This is a genomic window from Novosphingobium sp. (genome assembly GCF_030699305.1).
Classification (GTDB): Bacteria; Pseudomonadota; Alphaproteobacteria; order Sphingomonadales; family Sphingomonadaceae; genus Novosphingobium.
The window spans coordinates 311,109-330,970 of record NZ_JAUYNB010000010.1 but is presented as its reverse complement, the minus strand read 5'-3'; the positions used below and the strand labels follow the sequence as shown (position 1 = coordinate 330,970).

Below are 19,862 nucleotides of genomic sequence, written 5' to 3'. Positions count from 1 at the left end.
TCCGTTAAACCACGCATAGGGGGTCGCCCGCAGCTGGCGCGGCGCGACGATTCAAGGCTGAAGGAAGGTGGATGCCCCGCGAGGATTCGAACCTCGATAGACGGAATCAGAATCCGTAGTCTTACCATTAGACGACGGGGCAACAGGGGCGTGCCTCTAGGGTGGGTTCGCGCGCGCGTCAACCCACTGCACTTGCCCCGCACGGCAACTCGCTCTACGCATGGGGCAGGTACTCGCCGCGCTCGGCGGGAAAACGATAAGAAATGCAGGCAAGCTATGGCGGTAGAGTTCCCGCCGGCAGTGTGTGAAGTTCAGAAGTCGAAGCTGGACGGGGAGTTGCAGGATCGGAGCGATCAGTCGCCGCCCTGTTCCGCTTCCCAGGCACGCGGGCCGGATGGCCAGACAGATGGATTCGCCCCGGACCCGGGGCAATCACCGGCGTTGGAACCCGCGGCTGGACCGCAGAATGGGCGCAGTGCGCCGCATGGACGGCAGGCCTTTGCCGCGATTGACCTGGGCACCAACAATTGCCGACTGCTGATCGCCCGCCCGGCGGGTGACCACTTCGTCGTGATCGACGCGTTCAGCCGCGTGGTGCGGCTGGGCGAAGGGCTGGCGCAGTCCGGACAGCTGAGCGACACCGCGATGGACCGGGCGCTGGGCGCGCTCCAGATCTGCGCAGACAAGCTGCGGCGGCGCGGGGTCCATCTGGCCCGCTCGGTCGCGACCGAGGCCTGCCGCCGCGCGGACAACGGCCCTGCCTTCATCGAGCGGGTGTATGAACAGACCGGGATCCGGCTGGACATCATCAGCGCCAAGGAAGAAGCCCGGCTGGCGGTGCTGGGCTGTCACCTGCTGCTGGAAGCCGGCGATGGTCCGGCGATGATCTTCGATATCGGCGGCGGATCGACCGAACTGGTCCTGGTCGAAAGCATGAACGGCCAGGTCCCGCGCATCCGCGACTGGCAAAGCGTGCCGTGGGGCGTCGTTTCGCTGACCGAAACCTGCGGCGCAGAGCCGCAAGACGACGCCGGGCGGACCGCGCGCTATGCCCGGATGCGCCAGCTGGTGCGCGACAGTCTGGCCCCCTTCGCCGAGCGGATTTCCGCCACCCTGCGCAACGATGCCCCGACCCAGCCGCTGCGCCTGCTGGGGACCAGCGGCACGGTGACGACGCTGGCCAGCCTGCACCTCGATTTGCCGCAGTATGACCGGCGCGCGGTCGACGGGCTGATCGTGCCCGCCGAATCGATGCGCGGGATCAGCTCCAGCCTGGCCGACATGACCCCGGACCAGCGCCGCGCCCTGCCCTGCATCGGGCGCGAGCGCAGCGATCTGGTGGTGGCGGGCTGTGCGATCTTGGAAACGATCATGGACCTGTGGCCCGCCGACCGGCTGGGCGTGGCCGACCGCGGCATCCGCGAGGGCATCCTGCGCTCGCTGATGTCCGCCGAAGGGGCGGGTGAGCGCACCCGCGCCGCGCTGCGCCGCATCAAGCGCGAGGGAATGCAATGAGCAGGTCAGGCGGCCCGGTCGAAAAGAAGCTCAAGAAGGCGAAAGGCCGGACTGCAAGCTCGACCCGCTGGCTGACGCGCCAGCTCAACGACCCTTACGTCAAGGCAGCGCGCGACGCCGGCTGGCGCAGCCGCGCGGCATTCAAGCTGATCGAACTGGACGAAAAGTTCGGCCTGATCCGGGGCGCAACCCGCGTGGTCGATCTGGGCATTGCGCCGGGTGGGTGGAGCCAGGTGGTGCGCAAGCAGAACCCGCGCGCCGCCGTGGTCGGGATCGACCTGCTGGAAACCGACCCGATCGAAGGCGTGACGATCTTCCAGATGGACTTCATGGCCGATGAAGCCCCCGCCGCGCTGATCGGCGCGCTGGACGGGGCGCCCGATCTGGTGGTGTCCGACATGGCGGCCAACACCGTGGGCCACAAGCAGACCGACCACTTGCGGACGATGGGCCTGGTCGAAACCGCCGCCGATTTTGCGATCCAGACGATGGCTCCCGGCGGGGCGTTCGTGGCGAAAGTGCTGGCGGGCGGGACCGACGCGGACCTGCTGACCCTGCTGAAGCGGCACTTCACGACCGTGAAGCACGCCAAACCGCCTTCCAGCCGCAAGGATTCGTCCGAATGGTACGTGATCGCCCAGGGCTTCAAGGGGCGGACCGACGCCCCTGAAAACACGTCCTAAGCCGGATCGCTGACCACCCGGCGATAGAGGTGCCAGGTCGCGTGGCCCAGCACCGGCAGGACAACCAGCAGCCCCAGAAACAGCGGCAGCATCGCCGCGAACAGGGTGACGGCAATCACCGATGCCCAGACCAGCATGGTCAGCGGGTTGGACCGGACCACGGCCAGGCTGACGATGATTGCGGTCATGAAATCAACCTCGCGGTGGACCAGCATCGGCAGGCTGACCACGGTCACCGCATAGAACGCCCAGGCCAGCGCCGCGCCGACAATCCCGCCGACCACCAGCATCATCATGCCGGAAGGCGTGCTGAACAGCGCCATCGATTCGGTGCCGATCCCCGAACTGGCCAGAAACACCGCAAAGATCCCGTGCGCGATCATCAGCCAGAACCCGAACGCGACGAACACGATCGCCCCCATGCTGACGATCTGCTCGTCCCCGCGCCCACGCAGCGCGCCCAGCACCGCGCCCCAGGTCACCGGCAGGCCCGCTTCGCGGCGGCGGCTGACTTCATAGAGGCCGACTGCGACGAACGGTGCAAGCAGCGGAAATCCGGCCGCTGCCGGGACCAGCCAGGCGACCTCGCCCCGGCTGAACAGTGCGAAATAGAGGAACAGCCCCGCCGCGACATAGACGCCCCCGAAGAACAACCCATAGCCGGGACAGGCCCGGAAATCCCTCCAGCCCGCCGCCAGCGCGGCGCGCAGGTCCGCCCATTCCAGGTTCTTCGCCACCGTAACCGGCGCGATTTGCGCTTGGTTGACCGCCCCCATGACACCCCCTCCTTCACCCGTTATCGGAGAAAGGTGCCTCAAGTCGGCGGCGGCGGCAAGCGCGGCGCGCCGCACAGCAAAAGGGCGGAGCCTTGCGGCCCCGCCCCTTGTCTGGTCCGGTCCGCCCGTGACGCTTACTTGGCAGCCTTGATGTAAGCGATCACGTCAGCGCGGTCCTGCGCGCTGCTGAGGCCCGCGAAGGTCATCTTGTTGCCAGCTGCGAACGCGCGCGGGTTGGTCAGCCATGCATCCATCGTGGCATCATCCCACACGCCGCCCTTGCCCGTCAGGGCATCGGAATAGGCAAACCCGGCTGCATGCGCGCCAACCTTCGAACCGGAAACGCCGTTCAGGTTCGGGCCAATGCCGTTCGCGCCGCCCGCGTTGACGGTGTGGCAGGCCATGCATTTCTTGAAGACCTGTTCGCCCTTCACGGCATCGCCCACGATGGCCGCAGCGACTTCCGCGCCAGCTTCGGCGCCTTCGGCAGCAGCCGGAACGGCGGGCAGCGGCAGGTTCGAGCCTTGTGCGTTGAGGTAAACCATCAGGTTCGCGCGTTCAGCCGGATCGCTGATCCCGGCGAAGCTCATCTTGGTGCCTTCGGCGAACTTCTTGGGGTTGGCCAGCCATTCGTTCATGTTGGCCCAGTCCCAGTTGCCGCCCTTCGCCTTCAGCGCGTCGGAATAGGCAAACCCGGCAGCGTGCGCGCCAACGGCGACGCCAAAGATCCCATACAGGTTCGGACCGATCCCGCTGGCACCGCCCTGATTGATGGTGTGGCAGGCCACGCACTTCTTGAAAGTGGCTTCACCCTTGGCCGCATCGGCGGTTGCCAGCAGCGCTTCGATCACCACGGCCGGTTCAGCGCCGCCTTCAGCTGCGACACCTTCGATCGCATAGCCCATCGCTTCGGGGCGATGTTCCTTGTCAGCCTGGAAATAGTGGCCGCTGATGCTGGCCAGGCCAAGCGCGACGACGCCTGAAAACAGCGTCCAGCCAGCAATGGTATTAAAACGATCAGCCATGGAACGTGCCCCGTGGGTAAAGCCCTGCAATTGCGCGTCGCTCTAGTAGCGAGGCCGGACAAGTGCAAGAGCCATTGCGGCCTGCCCGTTTGCAGCTTAGCCATTGCCCCCATGTTTTCACGATCCAACCCCGCCAGCCAGACCATCACCGCATGACCTGGGCATCGGAAATCGAAGAACTGCGCCGCCGCGAAACGCTGGCCGAGCAGATGGGCGGGGCCGAAAAGGTCGCCCGCCAGCACGCCCGCGGCAAGCTCGACGCGCGGGCGCGGATCGCCGGGCTGGTCGATGCGGGTTCCTTCCGAGAAATCGGCAAGATCGCGGGCAAAGGGCATTACGGACCGGACGGCGAGCTGCTGGACCTGTCGCCCAGCAACGTGATCTTCGGCCGCGCGAACATCGCAGGGCGCGCGGTGGTGGCCTCTGCCGATGATTTCACGGTGCGCGGCGGGGCAGCAGACGCGGCAATCCACCGCAAGTTCGTGCAGTGCGAACAGATGGCCCACACCCTGAAGATCCCGCTGATTCGGATGATCGACGGCACCGGCGGGGGCGGATCGGTCAAGACGCTGGAAGAGATCGGCGCGACCTATGTGCCCGCCACCCCCGGCTGGGGCGAGATCGTGAAGAACCTGGAGACCGTGCCGGTCGTCGCGCTGGCGCTGGGGCCGACGGCGGGGCTGGGCGCGGCGCGAGTCGTGGCCAGCCATTATTCGATCATGGTCAAGGGACTGTCCCAGCTGTTCGCCGCCGGTCCCGCCGTGGTCGAGGCAATCGGCGAGGCGAGCAGCAAGGAATCGCTGGGCGGCAGCGCGATCCACACCCGCAACGGCGTGGTGGATGAGGAAGTAGCCGACGAGTACGAAGCCTTTGCCCGCGCGCGCCAGTTCCTGTCCTATCTGCCGTCCCACGTCGGCCAGCTGGCCGCGCGCACCGCGTCCGCCGATCCGGTCGACCGCCGCGACGAATCGCTGCTGGGTATCGTCCCGCGTGAGGCAAAACAGGTCTATTCGATGCGCCGCGTGCTGGAGGCGGTGTGCGATACCGGCAGCGTGTTCGAAATGGGCCGGATGTGGGGCCGCGCCGCGATCACCGCGTTTGCCCGGCTGGATGGCTGGCCGGTGGCCGTGGTCGCCAGCGATCCGAGCTATCTGGGCGGATCGTGGGACGCGCGGACCAGCGAAAAGGTCGAACGGTTTATCAAGCTGGCCGACCAGTTCCGCCTGCCGGTGGTCCACCTGGTCGACAACCCCGGCTTCATGATCGGCTTCACGGCGGAGAACGCAGGCACGATTCGCTACGGCGTCAACGCGATGAACGCGATCTACAAGGCGACCGTGCCGCTGGCCTGCGTGGTCGTGCGCCGCGCCTATGGCATCGCGGGCAGCGCGATGAGCAATGCCGAGGCGTTCCAGTACCGGTTCGCCTGGCCATCGGGCGACTGGGGCAGCCTGCCGATCGAAGGCGGGATCGAGGTCGCCTATAAAAGCGAGATCGAAGCCGCCGATGATCCCGCCGCGCATCTGGAAGCGATTCGCGGGCGCCTGAACCTGGTGCGCAGCCCGTTCCGCACGGCGGAAAAGTTCGGGATCGAGGATATCATCGACCCGCGCGATACCCGGCCCTTGCTGTGCGAATTCGCCGGTCTGGCGTGGGCGGCCCTGGGGGCTTGAGTGGCGGGCTTGAGTTGCGGGCGAGCTAGGCTCCCAGATAGTCCGCCAGTACCGCCTGCTGGGCCGCATCCAGCCGCAGCCCGAGCTTGGTGCGCCGCCACAGGATATCATCGGCGCTGACCGCCCATTCGGACTGACGCAGATAGTCCACTTCGGCCCCTGTCAGCCCGCCGCCGAAATCGCGCCCCAGCGCCTGCCAGCCTTCCGCCCCGGCCAGCCAGCGTTCGGCGCGGGTGCCATAGGCACGGGCGATCCGGTCCACGCTGGCGGCGTCCAGAAACGGATAGCGCTTGGCCAGATCGGCCATCAGCGCCGGGAGGCCATCAATCGCAAAATCCCCGCCGGGCAGCGGCGCACGGGTGGTCCAGGCAGGGCCGCTGGCCGCCGGGAGCCGCTGTGCCAGCAGGTCCACCGCTTCTTCCGCCAGATGGCGATAGGTGGTGATCTTGCCGCCATAGACGCTGAGCAGCGGTGCGCCTTCATCCGCATCCGACAAGTCCAGCCGGTAGCCGCGCGTCGCGGCTTCCGGACGGCCCGAACCATCTTCGATCAGCGGGCGCACGCCGGAATAGGTCCAGACCACGTCCGCCGGGGTGATTCCCGCGCTGAAATAGCGGCTCGCCCCCTCGCAGAGATAGGCGATTTCCTCGTCACTGGCGCGAATCGGGGCGTCCGGGTCCTGATCGCGGTCGGTCGTGCCGATCAGCGTGAAATCGCGTTCATAGGGGATCGCGAAAAAGATCCGCCCGTCCGCGAGCTGAAAGAAATAGGCGTAAGGGTGGTCGAACAGCGCCCGCACCACGATGTGCGATCCGCGCACCAGCCGCATCCCGTAATCGGGCGTGGTGCCGATCAGCCCGTCGACTTTCAGCACCGACGGTCCCGCCGCGTTGACCAGCGCAGCGGCGCGGAACGGACCTGCGGGCGTGTCGATCAGCCAGCCGCTACCCTCGCGCCGCGCGGCGGTGACGGGGGTGCGGGTATGCACCTCTGCCCCGCGCTCCGCCGCGTCGAGCGCGTTGAGCACCACCAGCCGCGCGTCATCGACCCAGCCGTCGCTGTATTCGAACGCCGGGCCGAATTCGGCCTTCAGCGGCGCGCCCGCCGGGTGGCGTTTGAGGTCGATGCTGCGGGTTGCGGGCAGGCGCTTGCGCCCGCCGATGTGGTCATACAGGAACAATCCCAGCCGCAGCAGCCAGCGCGGGCGCAGGCCCTGCACGTGCGGCAGGACGAAGCGCAGCGGGTGGATGATATGCGGGGCGATGGCCCACAGCGCCTCGCGCTCGGTCAGGGATTCGCGCACGAGACCGAATTCGTAATGTTCCAGATAGCGCAGGCCGCCGTGGATCAGCTTGGTTGAGGCAGAGGACGTGCCCTGCGCCAGATCGCCCGCTTCCAGCAGCAGCACTTTCGCGCCGCGCCCGGCGGCATCGCGGGCAATCCCGGCGCCGTTCACGCCGCCGCCAATTACCGCCAGATCGAATTGCGTCACGCCCATATCCTCAACTCATGAGCCTTTCAGTGCATGCGTCTTTCAGTGCATGCGTCTTTCAGTGCATTCCGGGGTCCGGCAGCGGCCGCGCCACGCCCGGCGGCGTGATCCGGCGGAACAGCCGGCCCTTTTCGCTGAACAGCACCAGCGCCAGCGCGGTCAGCCCGAACCCGAACAGCGCATAGGCCAGCGGCCGCGCCGAATCATCGAACGCTGCGCCGACCAGCGCGCCCAGCACCGATGCGATCACCATCCGCAGGAACGATTGCAGCGAAGACGCCGCCCCGGCAATCCGGGCAAAGGGCTGGAGCGCGATCGACCCGAAATTCGCACCGATGAAGCCCATCAGGCACATGTTCGCGGTCATCAGGCCGACGAAGATCCAGATGCTTTCATGCTGGCTCTGCGCGTGCCAGATCTGCCCGGCGCCCACCAGGATGTAGAGCAGCAGCGCCGCATGCGACACGCGCCGCGCCCCGAACCGTTCGACAATCCGCGAATTGGAGAAGTTGGCCAGTGCCATCGCCCCGGCCATCGCTGCAAAGTACAGCGGGAATGCCTCCCCCGCGCCGTAATGTTCGGCGACCAGCTGCTGCGCGCTGTTGATATAGCCGAACAGGCCGCCCAGCAGCACCGACGTGCCCAGCACATAGCCGATCGCCGCGCGGTTGGTGGCCGATTCCCACATGTTCGCCGCGACCACGCGCGGTTCGATCCGCTGGCGGTATTCGGGCCTGAGGGTTTCCGGCAGGCGCAGGAACACCCAGATCCAGATCACCGCCGCCATCAGCGTCATGCCGCCAAAGATCCAGCGCCAGCTTGCCACCCACAGCACCGCCTGGCCGAAGCTGGGGGCCAGCATCGGCACGATCATGAACACGACCGAGATGGTCGACATCGCCCGAGCCATCCGGTCGCCGCCAAACCGGTCGCGGATGATCGCGCCGGGCAGGACCGACAGGCCCGCGCTGCCCACGGCCTGCAACGCGCGCGCCACCAGCAGCATCGTGAAATCGGTCACCAGCGCGCAGGCCAGCCCCATGATGATATAGATCGCCAGACTGCCGAACAGCACCCGCCGCCGTCCGAACCGGTCGGCCAGCGCGCCGGGGATCAGCGATCCGAACCCGGCCGAGATCAGGTACACGCCCACCACCAGCTGGCGCGCGTTGGGATCGGTCTGCCCCAGATCGCTGGCGATGATCCCCAGCGCGGGCAGCATCGAATCGATGCACATTGCCTGCAGCGCCATCAGCATCGCCATCATGGCTATGAATTCGCGTTCACCCAGGCGGGCGTTGGCGGATGGCGGGGCGAAGGACGGCATCTGTCCCCAATGGCCCGATGCGGCAGCGCTGGCCAGACTCTTTTCGTATGCGCCCCGGTCAGGCTATCGTGGGGCATGGCCGAACCGCCCCCCGATCATGAACCGGACGACGACATCGCCCCCAGCCTGCGCAAGGTGATCCACATCGACATGGACGCCTTTTTCGCAAGCGTGGAGCAGCGCGACGAGCCGGAGCTACGCGGCCTGCCAGTGGCCGTGGGCGGCGACGGCCCGCGCGGCGTGGTCGCAGCGGCAAGTTACGAGGCACGGCGGTATGGCGTGAAATCGGCGATGGCATCGGTCACCGCGCGGCGGCTCTGCCCGAAACTGGTGTTCCGCCGCCCCCGGTTCGATGTCTATTCCGCCGTATCGCGCCAGATTCGCGAGGTCTTTCTGGACTACACCCCCCATGTCGAGCCGCTCAGCCTGGACGAGGCCTATCTGGACGTGACCGAAGACCTCAAAGGGATCGGCAGCGCCACCCGCATCGCCCAGCTGATCCGGGCGCGGATCAGGGCCGAGACCGGGCTGACCGCCAGCGCAGGCGTGTCCTACAACAAGTTCCTGGCCAAGCTGGCGAGTGACCAGAACAAGCCCGATGGCCTCTGCGTGATCCGCCCCGGTGACGGCGCGCGGTTCGTCGCCGCGCTGCCGGTGCGGCGGTTCCACGGGATCGGCCCGCGCGGCGCGGAAAAGATGGCGCAGCTGGGGATCGAAACCGGCGCGGACCTGGCGGCGCAGGACATCGATTTCCTGCGCCGCCAGTTCGGCAGTCAAGCCGATTACCTCTACCGTGCCGCGCGCGGGATCGACTTGCGCCGGGTCAAGGCCAACCGTCCGCGCAAGTCGGTCGGCACCGAACGCACCTTTGAGCGCGACATTTCCGCTGGCTCGGCCCTGCGCGAAACGCTGGAACGGATCATCGCGCTGACGTGGGAACGGATCGAGCGTGCCCACGCGCAGGGCCGCACGGTCACGCTGAAGCTGAAGTTTACCGATTTCACCGGCCTGACCCGCGCCCGCTCCACCGCGCAGCCGGTCGCCAGCCGCGCCGAGTTTTCAGCCATCGCCCATGCCCTGCTGGATGAAGTCCTGCCACTGGCCCAGCCGATCCGGCTGATGGGCCTCATCCTGTCGCATCTGGATGGCGAGGAGGAGGCTACGCCCCCGGCGACCGGTCCTGACGCGCAGCTGTCGCTGTTATGACCCAGTCGGCCAAATAGCGATCGACGAGGTGCGACAGGTCTGGTGGCAGCGCATCGAGCGCGAAGAACGTCGCTTCGATCACTTCGCGGCCATCCCCCTGCACCGCGCCGCTGGCTGTGCCGGTGACCAGATGGACGCGGTTGGTCGTGCCGTGGAGCGGTTCCTCGACTTGTCCGAACAGGATCGGGTCGATCAGGGCGCAGCCGGTCTCTTCGGCCAGCTCGCGGATTCCCGCTGCCAGCGCGTCCTCGCCCCGGTCAACCCCGCCGCCGGGCAGCATCCAGCGCCCGCTGCCATAGGAATGGCGGATCAGCAGCACGCGCCCGTCGGTGTCGAAGGCCAGCACCCGGCAACCGATTAGGAGCGGCTTGCGCCATCGCCACCAGCGAATCCGCACCGCGTGGGCCAGGGTCAGGCCGGCACGGTGCAGGGGGGCGGGGATCAGGTGAAGCATGTCACCGGTTGATGCGCCGCCCCCAACAGGCGCGCAACCGGCAAATCGTGCTCGCCCCGGATCGCGCCGTCAAACACCGCACGCTTGTCCGCCCCGCGCATCACGAACAGCAGGGCATCGCTGTCCAGCAGCGCCGGGATCGTCAGGCTGAGCCGCGCGAACGGCGCTTCGGGCGGCAAGGGATCGGGCACCAGCCGCCGCAAGGCTTGGGGATCGTCCACTTGTGGATCGGTGTTCGGGAACAGCGAGGCGATGTGCCCGTCCCCGCCCATCCCCAGCCAGGTCAGCGCGAAATGCGGCAGCAGCGCCCCTTCGGCCAGCGCGACGACCCGCGCGCCCAGCGGTTCCAGCGCGGCGCGGATGCGGCCGACATTGCTGGCCGGGTGATCCTCGGCCACGATGCGGTCATCCCCCGGCCAGACCGCGATCCGCGACCAGTCGAGATCGCTGTCCGCCAATGCCGCCAGAATCGGAAACGGAGTGGAGCCGCCGGGAATCGTGATCGCGATTTCGCCGTCGCTCACGCCGAGCGCCTGTTGCAGCCGCTCTGCCAGCCAGGCCGCAATGTCGGCGTCGTCCGCGTTCTCGATGATCGTCACATTTGCCATGGAACGCGCATTAGCACCGCCCGCCCGCTGCCGGAACGGCGCTGCAATGGTATTCTTTGCCATCAATCCGGAAGGCCCCTCCCCGGTGCGGAGGGATGGGTGGGGGTTCAGCGCTTACTTCAACAACTGCCCCAGGAACCACACGCGCTGTTCAGCCTGATCGGTCCAGTCGTCAATCGCGCCATCCGTCGCGTTGTCGCCCGCCGCACCGGCCGCCGCCTTGGTTTCGCGAAGCGCCGCGATCAGGGTTTCGTTGTCGGCTTTCAGCTGCGCGATCATCGCGGCGGCAGACAGGTCCGCGTCGTCCTGATCCTTGATCCGGCTCTTGCCCGCGATCGAACCGATCGAGGTCAGCGTCGCCGCACCGTTCTTGCGGACGCGTTCGGCGATCAGGTCGGTCAGCGCGAAAATCTCCGCCGCCTGTTCGTCGAACAGCAGGTGCAGGTCACGGAACTGCGGGCCGCCGACGTGCCAGTGGAAGTTCTTGGTCTTGATATAGAGCGCGAAGCAATCCGCGAGTAGCGCGTTCAGGCTGTCGACCAATGCGGCCCTGGCGTTGTGATTTCCCATGATGATGCCCTTTCCTCCAGTGTTGGCCGCTTATATCGCCTCCGGATAAAACAATCAAAGCGATTAAAATGGAAAGTTTGATCGTTATGAGCGATTATAACCGCCCGGTCGCCCGCAGCGCCAGCACCACCGCCACCGCCAGCAGGACGCCGCCCAGCCCGCGCCGCAGCGCCGCCAGCTGGCGCTGCGCCAGCGCGCCCGCCGCACAATCCAGCCCACTGCGATTACGCCCGCGCCCCCGGCGGCTCCGCCCAGCGCAGCAGGGAGGATAGCGCCGGTCGCAACGGCAATCCCGAACAGCACGAAGCGCGCCGCATCGGTCAGTTGCTGCGCGAACAAGACCAGCGCGAACGCACCCAGCGAATCGGTCGGCTCTTTCGGAGCAGGGCTGGCCCGCGCGATCAGCATTTCCGCGCCCGCCAGCCCCAGCGCCAGCGCCGCCAGAAACAGCCGCGCATTGCCGTTCAGCATCGGAATGACCAGCGCCGCGCCGCCCGCCGCGATCCCGGCGGTCAGGCCCGCGCTGGCCATGCCGACCAGCAGCGCAGCTGGGCGCTGCCCGCGCCGGTCCGCCAGCGCCGCAACCAGCAACTGGTCGCGCGCACCGATCCCCGTGATCAGCAGGGCAATGAAGGCAAACAGAAATCCTGACACCGCGCCGTGCTGCCAAGGTGCAGGGGCGCAGGTCAAGCGAAACAGGTAGTTACCCCAGCAAGCTGCGCGATTCCGCGATGGCGGCGATCCCGCGCTGGCCGCCCTGCCGATCCAGCTGGACGACGATGTCGATCACCGATGCGGCATATTCCAGCGTTTCGGCGCGGGTCAGGCCGATCCCGGTCTGCATCGCCATCAGCGCGATCTGTTCCAGCGCGCCGCGCGGGGTGTTGGCGTGGACGGTCGAGAACGAGCCCGGATGCCCGGTGTTGATCGCGCGCAGGAAGCTGACCGTTTCGGTGCCCCGAAGTTCGCCCAGCACGATCCGGTCGGGCCGCAGCCGCAGCGCGGCTTGCAGCAGGTCATTGGCCGAAACCTTCGCCTCACCCAGTTCGCCCTTCACCGCAATCAGGCCGACGCCATTGGCACCGGGGAGGCGCAGTTCGGCGGTATCTTCCACCAGCACGACGCGTTCATGCTCCGGGATTTCGCGCAGCATCGCATTGAGGAACGTGGTCTTGCCCGTGGATGTGCCGCCCGCGATCAGGATCGTCCGGCGGCGGCGCACGGCATCGCGCAAATAGGCAATCGGCTCGGCCAGTGGATCGGGCGTGGGGGTTTCGGGCGCGGGCGTGATCGGGCCGCGATCATAGGCATCAAGCGGCAGATCCAGCAGGCGGTGGCGGCGGATCGCCATGGTCCAGTGCTGGCGCGTGGCTGGCGGGCCGCAGAGCTGGATGCGCGCGCCATCGGGCAGGGTCGCGGCGAGCAGCGGATGTTCGCGGTTGATCCCCTGATGGCTGACGCGCGCGACCTGTTCGGCCAGCCGCTGGAGCAGCTGGTCGGTGACCTCCGGCAGCGCGATCCGCTGCATCCCCGCTTGCTCGGCGTCTTCGACCCATAACTCGCCCGGCGCGTTGACCAGCAGTTCGGTCACCGTTTCGCGTTCCAGCCAGGGGCGGAACGGGGCGAGATAGGCATCGAGATAGACGCTGCGCGGCGGCGCGGGCGCGGCAACCGGCAGCACCAGCGGGGCGCTGCTCATTGTGTGCTGACCCGCGAAAAGTCGAGGTCACGGGCGGTGAACACCCGGATCGGCTGGCCCTGCCGCACGCGCACGGTCGGGCCGATCTGGCCGGATTGGCCGACCGCAGCAGCGGCAGCGGATTGCCCGCCCCCGGCGATAATCACCCCGGCGTTGCCGCCCAGCGCCGACAGCCCGCCGACCACCGACAGCAGCATGGCCGAACCGAACCGTTCGAAAAAGTGCGTGTTGACCTTGCCCGCCAGCCCGGTTTCCCCGGCGAAGCCGACGGCTGGCGAGGCAATGTTGACCGACACGCCATCGGGCCGGATCAGCCGCGTCCAGATGACATAGGCGCGCTTTTGACCCGCCTGCAGCCCGCTCTTGTATTGCCCGATCAGCCGCGAGGAGCGCGGGACCAGCACGCGGCTGCCATCGAACGAGCGGACATCGACCGACACGACCGCGCGGACATAGCCCGGCACGTCAGTATCAATCGCGGTTTCCAGCACGGCGGGAATCAGCGTGCCCTGCGTGACGGTGGTCTTGGGATCGAAACTGGCGGCGGCAGTCGCCGTCGTCCCGCCGACCCCGCCGATGCGGGTGGCGAAATCATCCGCGCCGGTACCGGTACCGCCAGCGGGCGCGCCAATCGGGGCGATCGGCGCACCCATCGCCATCGGCAGCGCGCTGGCATCGAACACGACTGTCGGCGATGCTGCCGGGTTGCTGGCGGGGGCCGTCATGACGGCGCCCTGCGGCGGAGCGGCGAGCACGGCCTGCTGCGGCGGCGCGGCCAGATTGGGGTTGCCCTGCGGGGTCATCGCCTCAGCCGGAACCGCCGGGGCGGCGTCAACCGGCGGCGCGGCGGCAGGGGCAGCGGCCTGCGCGGGCGGTTGCTGCTGGCCGGTGCGCGCAGCATCCATGCTCCACAGCGTCACCCCGCCCAGCACCGCGACCAGCGTTACCCCGGCCAGCATCCCCAGCCCTTCACCGCGCGGTTTGCGCTGGGTGACGGCGGGCAGGACGTTGCGGGTGGTGAGATCGATGATCTGCGCCCCCTGCCCTTCGCGCGGGTCATGGTTGTCCTGCGGGGCAATCCGTTCGGGAAGGCGGTTGGTGCGCATGGCTTACTGCTCCTTTGCCGGCACGGGCGCAGGCGCGGACGGCAGGGCGGCCAGCGCAGCCTGCTTGCGCGGCGGACCGGCGTTTTCAATGGTGGCAAAGTCCTTGCCCGAACGCAGCACGATCAGTCCCGGCACCCCGTCGATCACGATCACATCGCCGCGCACGGCGAAGTTTACCGGGCCTTCGGTACCCGCTTCGTCGCGGATCTGGATCGCGGGGATCGGCGTGCTGGCGGACCATTGCAGGTACGTCGCCATGCCATCGTCATAGACGCGGGCGGGCAGCAGCGCGGCCTTGCCCTTGCTGCGCCAGGCAAAGTTGAGCACCGCCGGATCGACCGGCACATCAGCGCCCTTGGCGGCGATCATTTGCGATTCCTCGGTTGTCAAAGCGGGGGCAGTAGCGGTCTGCACGGGCTTCGGCGCATCGGGATAGGTAAAGCGCAGCACGTAAAGCGGTGCGCCAGCGGCGCCTGCCACCAGATCGAAGAAATAGGTCCGCTGATCGGTCACCACCGTCATGTTGGTCTGGGCCTTGGCCGCCAGCGGCTTCACGAACAGCAGGTTCGCGCGCTTGTTGGGGGTGACCTGCCAGCTGTTCGAATCGCCGATCGCGACGTTCTCGATCCGCTCATCCTCGGCAAAGGCGATCGAGGCCTGGACGCCCATCTTGCCCTCGACCCGGACCACTTCGTCCGGATTGAACAGGCGCGTGGCGAGGCGGGCGTCTTTCGCCACGAGCGGCGTGGCCGTGGCCGCCAGCAAGGCAGCGGTCAGCAGCGGTATGCGGATCATCGAATCATCTCCCGAACGGGGTTGCTCGGCTGGGAACGAAACCGGCTGCCAATCCCGCGCGCGCGGCGATTGGACAGCGGTGGCAAAACTGCGCCGCCTGCGGGGGCGGCGATCTGGTTGACGACCGTACGGCTGGTGCGGCCATGGCCGGATGTGCTGGCCGGGGCGGCGGCGCCATCGGCGGTCATCACCGGAGCGGCAACCAGTGCCGGGCGGCGGGCCGAAGCGGACGATGAGGCCAGCGGCTGGGCCGGCGCGGCGGCAGCAGCGCCGGCCGATGCGGCAGCGGCCACGGCGGCATCGTTGCTTTCCGCCGGATCGGCCTTGGCCAGCCCGAACACCTGCCAGCCGGACACGACCGAACCGGCCACTTTCAGCACCATCGCCATCAACGCGACGTGAACCGCCGCGATCATGAACAGCGCCAGCGCGGCGCGGCCATCGACCCCGCCTTCGGCCGAGCGCAAGGCGGCAACAATCGGGATCAGCAATTCCATTACGATCCCGCCGCCGGTCACCACGAACAGCGGTGTCACGGCGGTCAGCACCACCCCGCGCAGCCATCCGGCGGTCAGGCCGCGCGTGCCGCCGAACAGCGCGAACACCACGAACACCGGGCCAACCGCCAGCAGCACCGCCAGCGCGATCCGCGCCGTCACCAGCACGCCGACCGTGCCGAGCAGCAGGAGCAGCGCGCCCAGCCACATCAGGTTGCCAGGGGTAAAGCTGCTGCCCGCCCCCTGCCCGCTGCTTTCGCCATTGGTCGCGCCGGGCTGGGCGACTTCGGCGATGGCGGCGAAAATCATGTCGATCCGGTCGGCGAAGATCTGTGTGGCAGAGCCTTTCGCTCCGGTCAGCACGCTGGCGATCTGGTCCGGCGCACCAATCGCCAGGTTCCAGACCACGCTTTGATAGGCGACCCAGCTGGTCGCGAAGGTCAGCACCAGCCCCAGTGTCATCATCCGCGGGGTCAGCGCGGAAATGCCGATCCGGCTGCGCCCGGTCAACAGCGAAACCGCGAAGAACGCGATATACAGCGTCAGCAGGATCGTCAGCGCCGGAACCAGCGCGCCGTCGCCGCCAAACAGCCGCCCGAATGCCGCCGCCGTGGTTTCGCTGGCGAGGCAATCGACCGCCCGCAGCGCCGGGGCAACCCCGGCGGCGGCGTTGGCGGACAGCTGTTCGCAGGCGCTCATTCGGCGGCCTCGGTCCACATTTCGGCCTGCGTTTCACCCGGCCACAGCTCCCCCGTCAGCGCCGGATACCATGCGGCTGGCGCATCGCCATATTCGGCGCGCAGAGTATCGAGCCGCCGCACCGTGCTTTCACGGCCCGACAACAGCGTGAGCACTTCAGGCATCCCCGACAGGTCCAGCCGCACAACGACCGAGGCGTCGGGCTGGCGGATCAGGAAGCAGCGGCTGTGCGCGGGCAGGGTGCGGATCAGGTCCAGCTCGTGCGCGGTCAGGCCAAAGCCTTCGCAGTAATCCTCTGCCCGGGCGCGGGCATTGGGCATGAAGATCATCGTCGCGGTCTGTTCGACCAGCGCGGTCGAAATCCGGCTGTCGAGCGCATCGCGCGCGCTTTGCGTGGCGAACCCGACCAGCGCGTTGCGCTTGCGCAGGGTCTTCAGCCAGTCGCGGATGCGCGCGGCGAAAACTTCGTCGTCGAGCGCCTTCCAGCCTTCATCGATCAGGATGATCGTCGGTTCGCCGTCCAGCCGTTCCTCGATCCGGTGGAACAGGTACATCATCACCGGAGTGCGCAGGCGCGGGGTTTCCAGCAGCGCGGTCATGTCAAAGCCCAGCGTGCGGGCCGACAGGTCCAGCCGGTCATCGGCGTTGTCGAACAGCCAGCCATGCTCACCGCTGCCGATCCACGCGTCCAGCCGGCTGGCGAGATCGCCCGGCTGCGGGCGGCGGGTGCCGGCCAGCAGTTCGCGGAAATGGCTGAGGCGGCGCAGCGCCGGATCGTTGGCATAGGCGGCATCGACCGCCGCGCTGATCGTTGCCAGTTCTTCCGGCCCGGACGCGCCCAGCAGCACCCCCAGCCAGTCACGCAGGAACGCGCGGTTGAGCGGCGAATCCGCCAGCGCGAGCGGATTGAACCCGCTGGGGCTGCCCGCCGCGATCCGGCTGTAGCGCCCGCCGATCCCGCGCACGAACACTTCGGCGCCGCGATCCTTGTCGAACAGGATGGTGCGGGGGGAAAATTTCTGCGCCTGTGCGGCGAGGAAGTTCATCACCACGGTCTTGCCCGAACCCGACGGGCCGATGATCGAGAAATTGCCGAGATCGCCGTTGTGGAAATTGAAGAAAAACGGCGTGGAACTGGTGGTCTGGAGCAGCGTCACCGCCTCGCCCCAGTGGTTCCCGCTGGCCTGCCCCAGCGCATGGCCGTGGAGCGAGCCGAAACAGGCCATGTTGGCGCTGGAAATCAGCGCGCGGCGGACCACCAGATCCTCATTGCCGGGGAACTGGCCCCAGAAGCACGGCTCAAGGTTCACGTCCTCGCGCACCGCGACGGCCCCGGCATCGGCCAGCGCGGCGGCGCAGGCGGCGGCGGTTTCGTCCAGCGTTTCCAGCCGGTCACTGCGGACCAGCACCGCCAGGTGATGATCGCCAAAGCCGACCGCACCGACGCCCAGCGCATCACGCGCGGCCTGCATCTCGCGGCGTTCAGCCATCGCTTCCTCGTCCGCCGAGCGCAGGCGGCGGATGGCCAGATCAATCCGTTCGCGCGCGACCTGCCGGTCAGCGGGGGCATAGCTTTCGGTCAGCACCAGTTCGCACGGCAGGCGCAGCAGCGCGTCGGTCAGGCCGGGGCCGGTGCTGTCGGGATAGTCCTTCAGGCTGATCATCGCGGCAAAGCTGGCATCGCCCGCGCCGCGCTGTTCCAGCGCATCGAGGCCGAAATTGATCCGCTTGTACGGCAGCATCCGCCCCAGATCGGTATCTTCTGCGGGCTTGCGCACCGGGCGCATTTCGCCGTTGGTCAGCGCGGAGAGCAGTTCCAGCACTTCGCTGCACCGCCCGCCCGCACCGTCATAATCGCCCAGCAACCGCGCGCCATAGCTGCCGAGTGAGGCCGCCATTGCGCCCGCAGCCGCCCGCAGTGAACGCAGGTCCGCCGGATCGGGTTCGACCCCGTCCGCGCCGCGCTGCTTGAACATCCGGCCGATCCGTTCCGGCCAGCCGGCCTTGCCGCGCGCGGGACGACGCACCAGCGTGACGAACTGGTCGTTCACGAACAGCGCCCCACCCGCCAGCTTGGCGCGCCAGCGCGCGTCGATATGCGCGGCGATGGGATCATCGAACTGCGCGTCGAGTTCCACATGGACCCGGCGGCGCACAACGTGATGATAGAGCACGAACCGCGCATCAAGCGCACTGCGCAGCAGCACTTCACGGGTGGCGGCATGGGCGTTCAGTTCATCGCTGTCCGCCGTTTCAAAGCTCAGCCCCGGCACCAGCAGCGACAGCATGACCGATCCGTCGCGCAGCAGCACGATGTTGTCGTCGATCAGCCGCAGATAGGGCAGCCGGTCGCCCACCAGAGCCTCCTTGCGGCCCCAGCTGGCGATGGATTCGGCCTTGCCGGAAAAGATACCCATTATCGCCCGTCCTTCATGGCGCGTAGGAATTGCAGCCCCAGCGCTGCCAGTTGCGCACGCGCGGGCAGCGGCTGACCTTGGTGATCCACAGATCGAACACGCGGGGTTCGCGCAGGCACGCCAGATAGCCGATCCCGTGGATCAGCGCGGCGGCGGGCAGCGCTAGAAAGCTTTTGGTGATCAGGAACAACTCGGTCGTGACCGCCGCGTTGATGATGAAGAAGCTGTAGGTCACGCCCGCGAACATCTGCGGCCGGGTCAGCGCCCGGTGGACCGGAAAGCGGGCGAGTTCCATCGCCGGTCAGCCCGCCATCGCGGCGGACTGGATGCCCGAAACGATTGCGCCTGCACCGAACAGGATAAACGTGCCGATGATCACGGTCGCGCCGAAGCGCCAGTTCATCCGCCCCGTCAGCATCATGAAGCCCACGGCGGCGACCGCCATCACCGCGACAGCAGTGGCGACATTGCCCAGCAGCGTGCCCTGCAACCAGCCAAGCGCGGCCACGATCGGGCCAGACCCGGCCGGGTTGGCGGTTTGGGCAAAGGCGGTTTGCGGCACAAGAGCAAGCAGGGCGGCGGAAAACAGGGTGCGCAGCGAACGCATGACAATCATCTCCGGACAGGTTGGGACAGGCGCGCCAGAATCGCAGCGACATATTCCCGGGTTTCACGAATGGCGGGGATTCCCCCGGCGGCCTGCACACGGCCCGGCCCGGCGTTATAGGCGGCCAGCGCCTTTTCCACGTCGCCGCCGAACGCATCGAGCTGCATCCGCAAATAGCGTGCGCCGCCTTCCAGGTTGGCATTGGGGTTGTGGGGATTGACGCCCAGATCGCGCGCCGTCCCCGGCATCAACTGGGCCAGCCCGCGCGCGCCGACGGGCGAAACCGCCTCGGTGCGCCAGCGGCTTTCCTGCCAGACCACCGCTTCCAGCAGGGCCGGGCTGATATCATACTTGGCGGCAAGTTCCGCCACGCGCCCGCGCCAGTCCTGCGGACCGGCAGCGGCATCGACTTCGGTGAGAGAAGCCTGCGCTGCGGCCGGGCCATCCATGGGCGCGGCAGATGCGGCATACGTAACGGGCGCAGGCACGCGGGGACCACCCGCAACCCAGCTATGCCCGTCACCGCCGATCTCCAGCACGTCGGCACGGACGGATGCCGGGGCAACAGCCCACGCAGCAACCATTCCGGCCAACAGTACTCGAATCGGCGAATTGTGCAGCATTACGCCCTCCTTGCGGGCGCAATGCGCTTTTTACATGACAGCTCTGTGACGAACTCTCGTCATGCCGACAAGAATGCGAACTGAATGGCC

The 19,862-nt window shown here is 67.7% G+C and carries 20 protein-coding genes and 1 tRNA gene; 4 read left to right on the top strand and 17 right to left on the bottom strand.

Annotated features, from left to right (window positions below; genetic code table 11):
• Window positions 1–68 precede the first annotated feature (68 nt).
• Window positions 69–142 (bottom strand) — tRNA-Gln (locus tag Q8Q53_RS04410).
• A 134-nt stretch (window positions 143–276) separates the two neighbouring features.
• Here Q8Q53_RS04410 and Q8Q53_RS04405 point away from each other — a divergent pair.
• A complete protein-coding gene (locus Q8Q53_RS04405) occupies window positions 277–1,515 on the top strand; it encodes a Ppx/GppA phosphatase family protein (protein ID WP_305700536.1) in 1,239 nt (412 codons plus the stop codon).
• Window positions 1,512–2,198 carry an RlmE family RNA methyltransferase gene (locus tag Q8Q53_RS04400; protein ID WP_305700535.1) on the top strand — a complete coding sequence of 229 codons (687 nt, stop codon included), beginning with the start codon at window positions 1,512–1,514 and terminating at the stop codon, window positions 2,196–2,198. Before Q8Q53_RS04405 ends, Q8Q53_RS04400 begins: the two co-directional genes overlap by 4 nt.
• Here the strand turns inward: Q8Q53_RS04400 and Q8Q53_RS04395 are convergent.
• Together Q8Q53_RS04395 and Q8Q53_RS16260 are read right to left on the bottom strand one after the other, a co-directional pair.
• Window positions 2,195–2,974, bottom strand: coding sequence for a DUF2189 domain-containing protein (locus Q8Q53_RS04395; protein WP_305700534.1), 780 nt, complete (start codon window positions 2,972–2,974; stop codon window positions 2,195–2,197). The genes Q8Q53_RS04400 and Q8Q53_RS04395 overlap by 4 nt on opposite strands.
• A 134-nt stretch (window positions 2,975–3,108) precedes the next feature.
• A complete protein-coding gene (locus Q8Q53_RS16260) occupies window positions 3,109–3,999 on the bottom strand; it encodes a cytochrome c family protein (RefSeq protein WP_371136503.1) in 891 nt (296 codons plus the stop codon).
• Window positions 4,000–4,151: 152 nt separating this feature from the next.
• On the opposite strand from Q8Q53_RS16260, the gene Q8Q53_RS04380 reads away from it, so the two are divergent.
• A complete protein-coding gene (locus Q8Q53_RS04380; RefSeq protein ID WP_305700533.1) occupies window positions 4,152–5,672 on the top strand; it encodes an acyl-CoA carboxylase subunit beta in 1,521 nt (506 codons plus the stop codon).
• A 25-nt stretch (window positions 5,673–5,697) separates the two neighbouring features.
• Here the strand turns inward: Q8Q53_RS04380 and Q8Q53_RS04375 are convergent, their stop codons facing one another.
• Window positions 5,698–7,170, bottom strand: coding sequence for a glycerol-3-phosphate dehydrogenase (locus tag Q8Q53_RS04375; protein WP_305700532.1), 1,473 nt, complete (start codon window positions 7,168–7,170; stop codon window positions 5,698–5,700).
• A gap of 52 nt (window positions 7,171–7,222) precedes the next feature.
• Entirely contained in the window at window positions 7,223–8,491 is a 1,269-nt protein-coding gene (locus Q8Q53_RS04370) for a multidrug effflux MFS transporter (protein WP_305700531.1), read from the bottom strand.
• Window positions 8,492–8,566: 75 nt separating this feature from the next.
• On the opposite strand from Q8Q53_RS04370, the gene dinB reads away from it, so the two are divergent.
• Window positions 8,567–9,697: a DNA polymerase IV gene (gene dinB / locus Q8Q53_RS04365; protein ID WP_305700530.1), complete on the top strand. Its 1,131-nt coding sequence runs from the start codon at window positions 8,567–8,569 to the stop codon at window positions 9,695–9,697.
• Here the strand turns inward: dinB and Q8Q53_RS04360 are convergent.
• The 12 genes from Q8Q53_RS04360 to Q8Q53_RS04305 all read right to left on the bottom strand — a co-directional run bounded on the left by Q8Q53_RS04360 (window position 9,651) and on the right by Q8Q53_RS04305 (window position 19,772).
• The gene (locus Q8Q53_RS04360; RefSeq protein ID WP_305700529.1) at window positions 9,651–10,151 is read right to left on the bottom strand and encodes an NUDIX domain-containing protein; all 501 of its coding nucleotides are present in this window, start codon (window positions 10,149–10,151) and stop codon (window positions 9,651–9,653) included. The genes dinB and Q8Q53_RS04360 overlap by 47 nt on opposite strands.
• Window positions 10,139–10,759 carry a 6-phosphogluconolactonase gene (locus tag Q8Q53_RS04355; RefSeq protein ID WP_305700528.1) on the bottom strand — a complete coding sequence of 207 codons (621 nt, stop codon included), beginning with the start codon at window positions 10,757–10,759 and terminating at the stop codon, window positions 10,139–10,141. The genes Q8Q53_RS04360 and Q8Q53_RS04355 overlap by 13 nt, the downstream gene beginning before the upstream one ends.
• Before the next feature lie 114 nt (window positions 10,760–10,873).
• On the bottom strand, window positions 10,874–11,329 hold the full coding sequence (locus Q8Q53_RS04350) for a Dps family protein (protein WP_305700527.1): 456 nt from the start codon (window positions 11,327–11,329) through the stop codon (window positions 10,874–10,876).
• Window positions 11,330–11,413: 84 nt separating this feature from the next.
• The gene (locus Q8Q53_RS04345; protein ID WP_305700526.1) at window positions 11,414–11,983 is read right to left on the bottom strand and encodes a hypothetical protein; all 570 of its coding nucleotides are present in this window, start codon (window positions 11,981–11,983) and stop codon (window positions 11,414–11,416) included.
• A gap of 49 nt (window positions 11,984–12,032) precedes the next feature.
• The gene (virB11, locus tag Q8Q53_RS04340; protein ID WP_305700525.1) at window positions 12,033–13,028 is read right to left on the bottom strand and encodes a P-type DNA transfer ATPase VirB11; all 996 of its coding nucleotides are present in this window, start codon (window positions 13,026–13,028) and stop codon (window positions 12,033–12,035) included.
• On the bottom strand, window positions 13,025–14,134 hold the full coding sequence (locus Q8Q53_RS04335; protein WP_305700524.1) for a TrbI/VirB10 family protein: 1,110 nt from the start codon (window positions 14,132–14,134) through the stop codon (window positions 13,025–13,027). Before Q8Q53_RS04335 ends, virB11 begins: the two co-directional genes overlap by 4 nt.
• Window positions 14,135–14,137: 3 nt before the next feature.
• A complete protein-coding gene (locus tag Q8Q53_RS04330) occupies window positions 14,138–14,929 on the bottom strand; it encodes a TrbG/VirB9 family P-type conjugative transfer protein (RefSeq protein WP_305700523.1) in 792 nt (263 codons plus the stop codon).
• Complete coding sequence (locus Q8Q53_RS04325) at window positions 14,926–16,125, bottom strand: type IV secretion system protein (protein ID WP_305700522.1); 1,200 nt, start codon at window positions 16,123–16,125, stop codon at window positions 14,926–14,928. The genes Q8Q53_RS04330 and Q8Q53_RS04325 overlap by 4 nt, the downstream gene beginning before the upstream one ends.
• Complete coding sequence (locus Q8Q53_RS04320) at window positions 16,122–18,542, bottom strand: VirB4 family type IV secretion/conjugal transfer ATPase (RefSeq protein ID WP_305700521.1); 2,421 nt, start codon at window positions 18,540–18,542, stop codon at window positions 16,122–16,124. Before Q8Q53_RS04320 ends, Q8Q53_RS04325 begins: the two co-directional genes overlap by 4 nt.
• A gap of 13 nt (window positions 18,543–18,555) precedes the next feature.
• Complete coding sequence (locus Q8Q53_RS04315) at window positions 18,556–18,837, bottom strand: type IV secretion system protein VirB3 (RefSeq protein WP_305700520.1); 282 nt, start codon at window positions 18,835–18,837, stop codon at window positions 18,556–18,558.
• Window positions 18,838–18,843: 6 nt separating this feature from the next.
• The gene (locus tag Q8Q53_RS04310) at window positions 18,844–19,149 is read right to left on the bottom strand and encodes a TrbC/VirB2 family protein (RefSeq protein ID WP_305700519.1); all 306 of its coding nucleotides are present in this window, start codon (window positions 19,147–19,149) and stop codon (window positions 18,844–18,846) included.
• Window positions 19,150–19,154: 5 nt separating this feature from the next.
• Window positions 19,155–19,772 carry a lytic transglycosylase domain-containing protein gene (locus Q8Q53_RS04305; protein WP_371136502.1) on the bottom strand — a complete coding sequence of 206 codons (618 nt, stop codon included), beginning with the start codon at window positions 19,770–19,772 and terminating at the stop codon, window positions 19,155–19,157.
• Between the last annotated feature and the right edge of the window lie 90 nt (window positions 19,773–19,862).

What these genes read in the sequence shown, in the direction of transcription:
- Q8Q53_RS04405 (WP_305700536.1), top strand. Translation starts at nt 277, where the DNA reads ATGGCGGTAGAGTTCCCGCCGGCAGTGTGTGAAGTTCAGAAGTCGAAG.
- Q8Q53_RS04400 (WP_305700535.1), top strand. Translation starts at nt 1,512, where the DNA reads ATGAGCAGGTCAGGCGGCCCGGTCGAAAAGAAGCTCAAGAAGGCGAAA.
- Q8Q53_RS04395 (WP_305700534.1), bottom strand. Translation starts at nt 2,974, where the DNA reads ATGGGGGCGGTCAACCAAGCGCAAATCGCGCCGGTTACGGTGGCGAAG.
- Q8Q53_RS16260 (WP_371136503.1), bottom strand. Translation starts at nt 3,999, where the DNA reads ATGGCTGATCGTTTTAATACCATTGCTGGCTGGACGCTGTTTTCAGGC.
- Q8Q53_RS04380 (WP_305700533.1), top strand. Translation starts at nt 4,152, where the DNA reads ATGACCTGGGCATCGGAAATCGAAGAACTGCGCCGCCGCGAAACGCTG.
- Q8Q53_RS04375 (WP_305700532.1), bottom strand. Translation starts at nt 7,170, where the DNA reads ATGGGCGTGACGCAATTCGATCTGGCGGTAATTGGCGGCGGCGTGAAC.
- Q8Q53_RS04370 (WP_305700531.1), bottom strand. Translation starts at nt 8,491, where the DNA reads ATGCCGTCCTTCGCCCCGCCATCCGCCAACGCCCGCCTGGGTGAACGC.
- dinB (WP_305700530.1), top strand. Translation starts at nt 8,567, where the DNA reads ATGGCCGAACCGCCCCCCGATCATGAACCGGACGACGACATCGCCCCC.
- Q8Q53_RS04360 (WP_305700529.1), bottom strand. Translation starts at nt 10,151, where the DNA reads ATGCTTCACCTGATCCCCGCCCCCCTGCACCGTGCCGGCCTGACCCTG.
- Q8Q53_RS04355 (WP_305700528.1), bottom strand. Translation starts at nt 10,759, where the DNA reads ATGGCAAATGTGACGATCATCGAGAACGCGGACGACGCCGACATTGCG.
- Q8Q53_RS04350 (WP_305700527.1), bottom strand. Translation starts at nt 11,329, where the DNA reads ATGGGAAATCACAACGCCAGGGCCGCATTGGTCGACAGCCTGAACGCG.
- virB11 (WP_305700525.1), bottom strand. Translation starts at nt 13,028, where the DNA reads ATGAGCAGCGCCCCGCTGGTGCTGCCGGTTGCCGCGCCCGCGCCGCCG.
- Q8Q53_RS04335 (WP_305700524.1), bottom strand. Translation starts at nt 14,134, where the DNA reads ATGCGCACCAACCGCCTTCCCGAACGGATTGCCCCGCAGGACAACCAT.
- Q8Q53_RS04330 (WP_305700523.1), bottom strand. Translation starts at nt 14,929, where the DNA reads ATGATCCGCATACCGCTGCTGACCGCTGCCTTGCTGGCGGCCACGGCC.
- Q8Q53_RS04325 (WP_305700522.1), bottom strand. Translation starts at nt 16,125, where the DNA reads ATGAGCGCCTGCGAACAGCTGTCCGCCAACGCCGCCGCCGGGGTTGCC.
- Q8Q53_RS04320 (WP_305700521.1), bottom strand. Translation starts at nt 18,542, where the DNA reads ATGGGTATCTTTTCCGGCAAGGCCGAATCCATCGCCAGCTGGGGCCGC.
- Q8Q53_RS04315 (WP_305700520.1), bottom strand. Translation starts at nt 18,837, where the DNA reads ATGGAACTCGCCCGCTTTCCGGTCCACCGGGCGCTGACCCGGCCGCAG.
- Q8Q53_RS04310 (WP_305700519.1), bottom strand. Translation starts at nt 19,149, where the DNA reads ATGCGTTCGCTGCGCACCCTGTTTTCCGCCGCCCTGCTTGCTCTTGTG.
- Q8Q53_RS04305 (WP_371136502.1), bottom strand. Translation starts at nt 19,772, where the DNA reads ATGCTGCACAATTCGCCGATTCGAGTACTGTTGGCCGGAATGGTTGCT.